This window comes from Pseudomonas sp. 57B-090624, from assembly GCF_003234055.1.
Lineage (GTDB): Bacteria > Pseudomonadota > Gammaproteobacteria > Pseudomonadales > Pseudomonadaceae > Metapseudomonas > Metapseudomonas tohonis.
Genome location: NZ_QKRU01000132.1, coordinates 1 through 7,399 on the forward strand (window position 1 = coordinate 1; position 7,399 = coordinate 7,399).

Annotated in this window: 6 protein-coding genes; 3 read left to right on the forward strand and 3 right to left on the reverse strand. The window is 67.5% G+C overall.

The window, feature by feature from the left end:
- Positions 1-344 precede the first annotated feature (344 nt).
- Positions 345-1,988, forward strand: coding sequence for a hybrid sensor histidine kinase/response regulator (locus tag DMX10_RS31325; RefSeq protein WP_111264749.1), 1,644 nt, complete (start codon positions 345-347; stop codon positions 1,986-1,988).
- A 675-nt stretch (positions 1,989-2,663) separates the two neighbouring features.
- Here DMX10_RS31325 and DMX10_RS31330 read toward each other — a convergent pair.
- Positions 2,664-3,287 (reverse strand): response regulator transcription factor, encoded by a 624-nt coding sequence (locus DMX10_RS31330; RefSeq protein WP_111264750.1) that lies wholly within the window; start codon positions 3,285-3,287, stop codon positions 2,664-2,666.
- Positions 3,288-3,642: 355 nt separating this feature from the next.
- On the opposite strand from DMX10_RS31330, the gene DMX10_RS31335 reads away from it, so the two are divergent.
- Positions 3,643-4,473 carry a cache domain-containing protein gene (locus tag DMX10_RS31335; RefSeq protein WP_111264751.1) on the forward strand — a complete coding sequence of 277 codons (831 nt, stop codon included), beginning with the start codon at positions 3,643-3,645 and terminating at the stop codon, positions 4,471-4,473.
- A gap of 38 nt (positions 4,474-4,511) precedes the next feature.
- Here the strand turns inward: DMX10_RS31335 and DMX10_RS31340 are convergent, their stop codons facing one another.
- Complete coding sequence (locus DMX10_RS31340) at positions 4,512-5,408, reverse strand: TauD/TfdA family dioxygenase (protein ID WP_111264752.1); 897 nt, start codon at positions 5,406-5,408, stop codon at positions 4,512-4,514.
- 257 nt (positions 5,409-5,665) lie between these two features.
- On the opposite strand from DMX10_RS31340, the gene DMX10_RS31345 reads away from it, so the two are divergent.
- A complete protein-coding gene (locus DMX10_RS31345) occupies positions 5,666-6,400 on the forward strand; it encodes an SDR family NAD(P)-dependent oxidoreductase (RefSeq protein ID WP_111264753.1) in 735 nt (244 codons plus the stop codon).
- Positions 6,401-6,668: 268 nt separating this feature from the next.
- Here the strand turns inward: DMX10_RS31345 and DMX10_RS31350 are convergent.
- On the reverse strand, positions 6,669-7,399 hold a 731-nt coding region (locus DMX10_RS31350), incomplete at its 5' end, for a nitronate monooxygenase family protein (protein WP_111264754.1).

Below are 7,399 nucleotides of genomic sequence, written 5' to 3' on the forward strand. Positions count from 1 at the left end.
GTCCGTGGAGGGGGCGGTGGGGGAACTGGGCGTGCTCGGGCCGGGCACGGTGGGGCCGGTGCCGCCATCGGTTTCGGCCAGTGCGCTGAGGGAGGCGCCGGCCAGGCAGCCGGTGAGGATGAAGGCAGTCAATGTGTTCAGTCTCATGGAATTCTCCAGGTGCTGTGGGTTACATGGAATACGGCCCACGGCGTCCGGAAGGGTTCGAGAAGAATGATCAACGGTGGCTGCGCGCCATCGGTCAGCGAGGTGCCGTGCCGCTTGATCAGCGGCGACCGCCACGCATAAGGTTGCAGCCTTCAGGAAGAACCAGACCTGGCCCGCCCAGGCAGAAAGGATGTTGCATGCCCGCTTTTCGCCGTAGCGCACTCGACACCGAACGCTCCCAGGCCGTCGTCCGGCTGGTCATCGCCAGCCTCGCCACGCTCTACACCGTAGTGGCCGAACTCATCGGCCGCATGCCGGAGGACAAGGCCCTTCCCATCCTCATCTACAACACGCTGTTCCTGGCGGTTTCCTTCGTGCTGCTGACGAGCATCGTGCGCTGGCCGGGCGTGTACCCATCGCGCCGGCTGTTCTCCATGGTCCACGACTACGCCGGCATCGGCTTCTCGATGATCGTCGGCGGGCCGGCGATGCTCCCGGCCTACGGCCTGTTGCTGTGGGTGACGGTGGGCAACGGCCTGCGCTTCGGTTCGCGCTACCTGGCGGTCTCGACCCTGCTGGCGCTGGTGGCGCTGGCGGTGATCACCGCGCTCAACCCCTACTGGCAGGAGCAGCCCTACATGGTGCTGACGCTGGTGGTGACCACCATCATCGTGCCGGCCTACGTGAACATCCTGCTGGGCCAGGCGCGGCGGGCCACCGAGGCGGAGAGCGCCGCCAACCTCGCCAAGTCGCGCTTCCTGGCCCAGGCCAGCCACGACCTGCGCCAGCCGATCCACAGCATCAGCCTGTTCACCGCCTGCCTGCGCGACGCCGACCTGGGCCACGAGGAGCGCCAGCTGGTGGACAGCATCGACAAGTCGCTGCACAGCGTTTCCCAGCTGTTCCGCTCGATCCTCGACATGTACAGCCTAGATGGCGGCAAGGTGGTGCCGCGCACCCAGCCGGTGGCACTGGAGGCCCTGCTGCAGGACCTGGTGCGGCAGAACGCCGAGGCCGCGCGCTGGGCCGGGGTGCGCATCCAGTTGCGGGTGCCGCCGCAGCTGCACGTGCTGGCCGACCCGCACCTGCTGTCGACCATGGTGCAGAACATTCTCTCCAACGCCCTCAAGTACGCACCGGGCCGCCCCGTGCTGCTTGGCTGCCGGCGGCGCGACGGGCGCATCGCCATCGAGGTGCACGACCAGGGTCGCGGTATCCCTCCGCAGCACCTGGCCAATGTCTTCGATGAGTTCTACCGGGTGCGCCAGGTGCGTGACCGCGATATCGAAGGCGTCGGCCTGGGCCTGGCCATCGTCAAGCGCCTGGCCCAGCTGATGGGCCTGGAAATCCGCATCGCCTCGCGCCTGGGGCGTGGCACCAGCGTGGCCATCGAAGGCCTGCAAGGCTGCGAAGCGCCGCGCCAGGCGCCTTTGCCGGCGCGCTCGTCGCTGCCGCTGCGCATGCTCGACGGCCTGCGGGTGATGCTCATCGAGGACGATGGCGCCGTGCTGCGCGCCACGGCGACGCTGCTGGAGAAGTGGGGCTGCGTGGTCGAGGCGCGGCCTTCGTTGCCGCCGGGCGAGGTGCAGTGCGACCTGGTCATCACCGATTTCGACCTCGACACCGAGACCACCGGCGCCGACTGCATCGAACGGATCCGCGCTCGCAGCGGCTGGAAGGTGCCGGCGGTGGTGATCACCGGTCACGAGGTGAAGCGGGTGCAGGAACTGGTGGCCGACCCGGACATCCCGATCCTCTCCAAGCCGCTGCACCCGGCCGAGCTGCGCTCGGTGCTGATGGCGCTGAAGCTGGGCATGCCGGAGACGGCAGCGGCGGGGTGAGGCGCGGCACCCTGGGTGGGAGCGAATTCATTGGCTCCGTCTGCGTTAGCTGTCGTGGATTCGACGGAAAGGCTCGAGAGCGGCGCTTTCAGGGCTCTTCTGGATGCCTGGCAGGCCCACCGCATGGGTTTCGCTTCGCTCTACGCCATCCTACGAAAGGCGCGACCCACGGCGCACGCCAAATGGTGATGCGTACATCAATGCGGAAAGTTGAGCATCAATGTTGAAGCAGTCGCCAGACGCCCCTTTCAGGAGCGAGGGAAGTCTGGCTTCAGCCAGACCCGTATGGAGGGGCAAGCCCTTTTGGTTTCTTTTGGGTGGTTCGGCACCCCGACGACTGCCAAAAGAAACTCGCCCGGCGAGGCGAAACAGGAACCATCAGCAAAGCTCGGCAATCAACTGAGCTCGAAACCTTCTGGCAATACCTAACGCAGACAGAGCGAATTCATTCGCGATGAAGCCCCCCGCCACTCGCGGCCACAAGCCTGGGGAAGGTCTTTCGCGGCTGAAGCCGCTCCTACGGAGACAGCCTGAAGCCGGGCCGGATACCGCGTGTCGGGCCTCGCTGCGCTCGGCGCCGTGCCCGAACCAGGGGCGAACCGCTGTGTAGGGGGGATGACGCTCTTTTCATCCACCAGGCGATGTCCAATCCCGCACCCTGTGCCGCTACCGGAATCAGATGCCCGCCTTGGCGGCCTTGGCCGCAGCGGCGGCGCGGGTGTTGACGCCCAGGGCGCGGAGCAGCGAGGAGACGTGGATGCGCACGGTGAAGGGGGAGATGTCCAGCTCGCGGGCGATTTCCTTGTTCGACAGGCCGCCGACGATCAGCCGCAGCACGTCCTGCTGGCGGGGCGTGAGCTGGGTCAGCCCGGCGTCGTTGGCGAGCAGGCCGGTCTCGCCGAAACGCACCACGAAGTCGCCGTCGCGGATGGCCAGCAAGGCCTCGCCGACCTCGTCCGGTGCGGTGGCCTTGCCGATGAAGCCGTCGGCACCGGCGGCCATCACCTCGTCCACGGCCTTCTGGCTGTCGACCATGGAGACGATGACGATGGAGCTGCGCTTGAACGCCTGGCGCAGCGCGCTGATGGCCTCGACGGATTGCCCGGGGAAGAGCAGGTCGAGGATGAACATGCTCGGGGTTTCGCCCTCGCGGGCCAGGGCCAGGACCTCGTCCATGCTGCCGGCTTCTTCCACCCGGGCGGTGGGGAGCACGCGCTGGACGATACGCCGCAGGCCATCACGGAATACGGGGTGATCGTCGGCGACGATGATGCGTTCGGAACGGTTTTCTTCGGACATCCGTTTATTGTCTTGTTCTCGGGGAAGCCAGACTCCATCGACGGCACGTCGACCTGGCGACACAGCTTCGGAAATCGACTGCCTGCGCGCAGCAGCGGGTGAATCTTCCTGAAAGTGTGTCAGGGTAGAGACAAATCGCCTCGCACGCCATCGTACAAAGCACCGCATCGACCATCGGCAACTCCATTGCCAGGCCCTGCAAAGACGCCCGAATCCACCCTCGTTCGCAGCAGATCGCCCCGAATTCCCGGCAAGCGCCTGGCGTTATCCGGAGCCTGTACGAAAATGTGGAAGGAATTCTTCCCTGTAGGCCAACCGGCCCCTGTCGTCGCCCCTGGCGCGAGGAGTTGCATCCATGTTCCGAACCATTGCCCTGGCCCTCTGCCTGTCGTTCACCGGGCTGGTGTCGGCCGACCCGGCGGCGGACGCCGAGAAGGCGCGCGCCTTGCTGGACCGCGCGGTCGACTACTACCAGATGCAGGGCGACGCGGCGCTGGCGGCATTCAGCCGGCTGGGCGAGTTCATTGAGGACGATCGCTATGTGTTCGTGGTGGACACCCACGGCGTGATGCTGGCCAGCGGCGGCCCTTCGGCCGTGCTGATCGGCCGGGATGTGTCGCAGGTGCTGGAACCCGAGCTGCGCGAGGCCTTCCAGAAGGTGCTGGCCACCACTGAGCAGCAAGGCGTGCAGACCGCCGAATACCGCTGGAAGAACTGGCGCGATGGCCGGGTGGAGCGCAAGGAGGTGTATTTCCGCCGGGTTGGCGAGCGCATCATCGCCGTCGGCCATTACCTGCCCCGGGCCACGCCCGAGCAGGCCCATCAGTTCATGGCACGCGCGGTGAAGGCGATGCAGGCCGACGCGGCCGGCAGCATCAAGGCGATCAACGCGCTGTCGCCGGCATTCCGCGAGGACGACCTGTATCTCTTCGTCGTCGACCTGCAGGACCGCCGCTACGTCGCCCATGGCTACAACCTGCGCCTGGTGGGCGTGGACTTCGCCGCCATCGACGACCCCGAAGGCAAGCCGGTCGGCGCGCCGATCCTCGAGTTGATGGCCAAGGCCGACCAGGGCGACTACGAGTACCGCTGGAAGAACCCGGTGACCGGCAAGGTGGAGTACAAGCACGCGCTGCTGCGCAAGGTCGGCCATTACCTGGTGGTCACCGGCTACTACAGCGACTGAGGCGTGCGGGGGCTGCCGCCGCGCAGCCCCCTGCGGGGCTAGCGGGTGGGGGCCTCGCCGACCACGGTGGTGCGGTACATCTCGCGGCGCATGCCGTGGTAGTCGGAAATCGGCAGGTGCCAGGTGCTGCGGTTGTCCCAGATCGCCAGCGTGCCGGGGCTCCAGCGCATGCGGCAGGTGAAGGTCGGCTGGGCCGCGACGCCGAACAGGTGGGTCAGCAGTGCGGTCGCCTCCGTGGGGCGCAGCCCTTCGATGCCGCTGGTGTAGGCCGGGTTGACGAAGAGCACCTGCTGCCCGGTTTCCGGGTGGCGGGTGATCAGCGGGTGGCTACGCACCTCGTCGTCCGTGGCTTCGCCGAAGCGGATGTCCATGTTCTCCAGCATCCTGTTGTGCGCCGCACCGACGCCATAGGCGCGCTCGGGGCTGTGGATGGCGTCGAGCCCCTGGAGGAAGGCCTGCAGGGGCGGGGACAGCCAGTCGTGGGCCAGCGCCAGGTTGGCGAAGAAGGTGTCGCCGCCGAAGGGCGGGATGTCCTTGCCGTAGAGGAGGGTGAAGGCCGGCGGCCTGGCCTGGAAGGACCAGTCGGTGTGCCAGGCTCCGCCGAACACCACGGGGCTCTTCTCGTCGGCTTCCTTGACCACATGGACCACGTTCGGGTGGTCGGCCATGCACTTCACATAGGGCTCGCGGCCGAACTCGCCGAAAGCCAGGGTCACCCGTTCCAGGTCCTCGACCTCCAGTTGCTGGTCCCGGATGAACAGCACCTTGTGATGCAGCAACGCCTGGCGCAGTTCGGCGAAGCCCTCGCCGTCGAGTCGCTTCAGGTCGACACCGCTGACGTCCGCCCCCAGGGCGCCGGTGGCGGGCACGGCCTGGAAGTGACGGGTCTCCAGGGCGCGGTTGACGCTGGGATGGACATGGAAGAACTCGAACATCGGGGCCACCTCTTGTCGTTGTCATGGGCCTGCTCAGCATGGCCAACGCGGGCGTTCCTCGCCACGGCGACTCCGGCCAAAATCCGGTCGCCCTCGCACATCCACCGCCTGTATCGCCAACCGATTGATTACCTGGCGTATCAACTGAAGTGATCGCCAGCTGATTTTTCGGCCCTTCACTCACAAATACAGTGCGCTGCAACGGCAACGCGTCAGTGACCGCTGCCACGAAACGAGCCCTTTGTGAGGAACCGAACATGAGCAACAAGCAGACCGTCGTCATCACCGGCGCATCCAGCGGCATCGGCCTGGGCCTGGCCCGCGCCTTCATCGACCAGGGCTACAACGTGGTCGGCACCGCGCGTTCCGCCGAGCGCCTGCATGAAGCCGCCGCCAGCCTGGGCGACCCGGCAGGGTTCATCGGCGTGGCCGGAGACGTGGCCGACCCAGCCACAGCGCGCCGGGTATTCGCGGCGGCCCTGGAGGCGTTCGGCAGCGTCGAAGTGCTGGTCAACAACGCCGGCTTCTTCCTGCCCAGGCCCTTCATCGACTACAGCCCGGAAGACCTGGAAGGCCTGCTGGACACCAACCTCAAGGGCGTGGTCTACAGCAGCCAGGTGGCCGCCGCGCACATGGCCGCCCAGGGTGGCGGGCGCATCATCAACATCTCTGCCGCCGTGGCCCTGCAGCCCACCATCCGGGTGCCCGCCGCGCTGCCGGTGCTGATCAAGGGCGGCATCAACCAGATGACCCGTGCGCTGGCCCTGGAGCTGTCGCCGCACAACATCCAGGTCAACGCGGTGGCACCCGGCATCATCGAGACGCCGATGCACGACCCGGCCAACCGCGAGTTCCTCAACGGCCTGGCCCCGTCGGGGCGGATCGGCACGGTGGAGGAGATCGCCGCTGCGGTGCTCTACCTGGCCGGCGCCGGCTTCACCACGGGCGTGGTGCTGGCGGTGGACGGAGGCATGAGCAGCGGGACCTGGTGACCGGGACGTGACATGAGAAAGGGAGGCATCGCGCCTCCTTTTTTGTTTTTGCGTTCGTGCATGTCCCTGGCACGGGCGTAGCTTGGGTTGAGGTACGAAGCCCAATGCAGCAGAGCCGAGCAATGCTCCGTTGGGCCTCGCTGCGCTCGGCGCCAACCTCCGGCAGGTGCTACCCCCGGGAACCCAGGGTGTTTTCTTGGGAGCCAAGAAAGAGGGAGGCGCTGGGCCTCCCCCTGTTCAAGCGTCCCGGGCTGAAGCTCGGGCTAGGTCACGAAAGTTCGCGGGCGAGGGTGGCCACCAGTTCGGCGGCGGGCAATGCCCGGGCCAGCGGTGCACCCTGGCCGGCCCACTGCACGGCGTAGTCGTCGCAACCCTTGGCCGAGGCGGCTGCGTGCAGGGCCTTGGCGGCGTCGTAGGTGATGGGGTAGTCGGGCAGGGCGGGCGCCTGGGGGTGGCCGACATCGCTGAACAGCCGGTTCGGCAGCCCGCGTGCGGAGCGCCCGGAGATGGCGGCGGTGAGGGCGGTGCATTCGACCCGGGGGCTTTGCATGGCCGCGCGGTAGGCGGCGTTGGCGGCGGATTCCGGGCAGAGGATGAAGGCGGTGCCCAGCTGCGCGCCGCTCGCCCCCAGCTGCAGGGCCGCGCGGATGCCGGCGCCGTCCATGATGCCGCCGGCGGCGATGACCGGCAGGCGGGTCTGGCTGGCCAGGGTGCGGGTGAGGGCGAAGGTGCCGATCAGCGCATCCCGCTCGGGCTCGAACACGCCGCGATGGCCGCCGGCTTCCACGCCCTGGGCGACGATGGCGTCGATCCCGGACGTTTCGATCAGCCGTGCCTCCGTCAGGTTGGTAGCGGTGACGAGCAGGCGGATGCCCCGGCTGCGCAACGCGTCGATCCAGTCCTGCGGCGGCAGGCCGAAGTGGAAGCTGACCACGGCCGGAGCGTCGTCGAGCAGCACCTGGAGCATCTCCGGGTCGTCGAGGAAGCTGCGGTAGATCT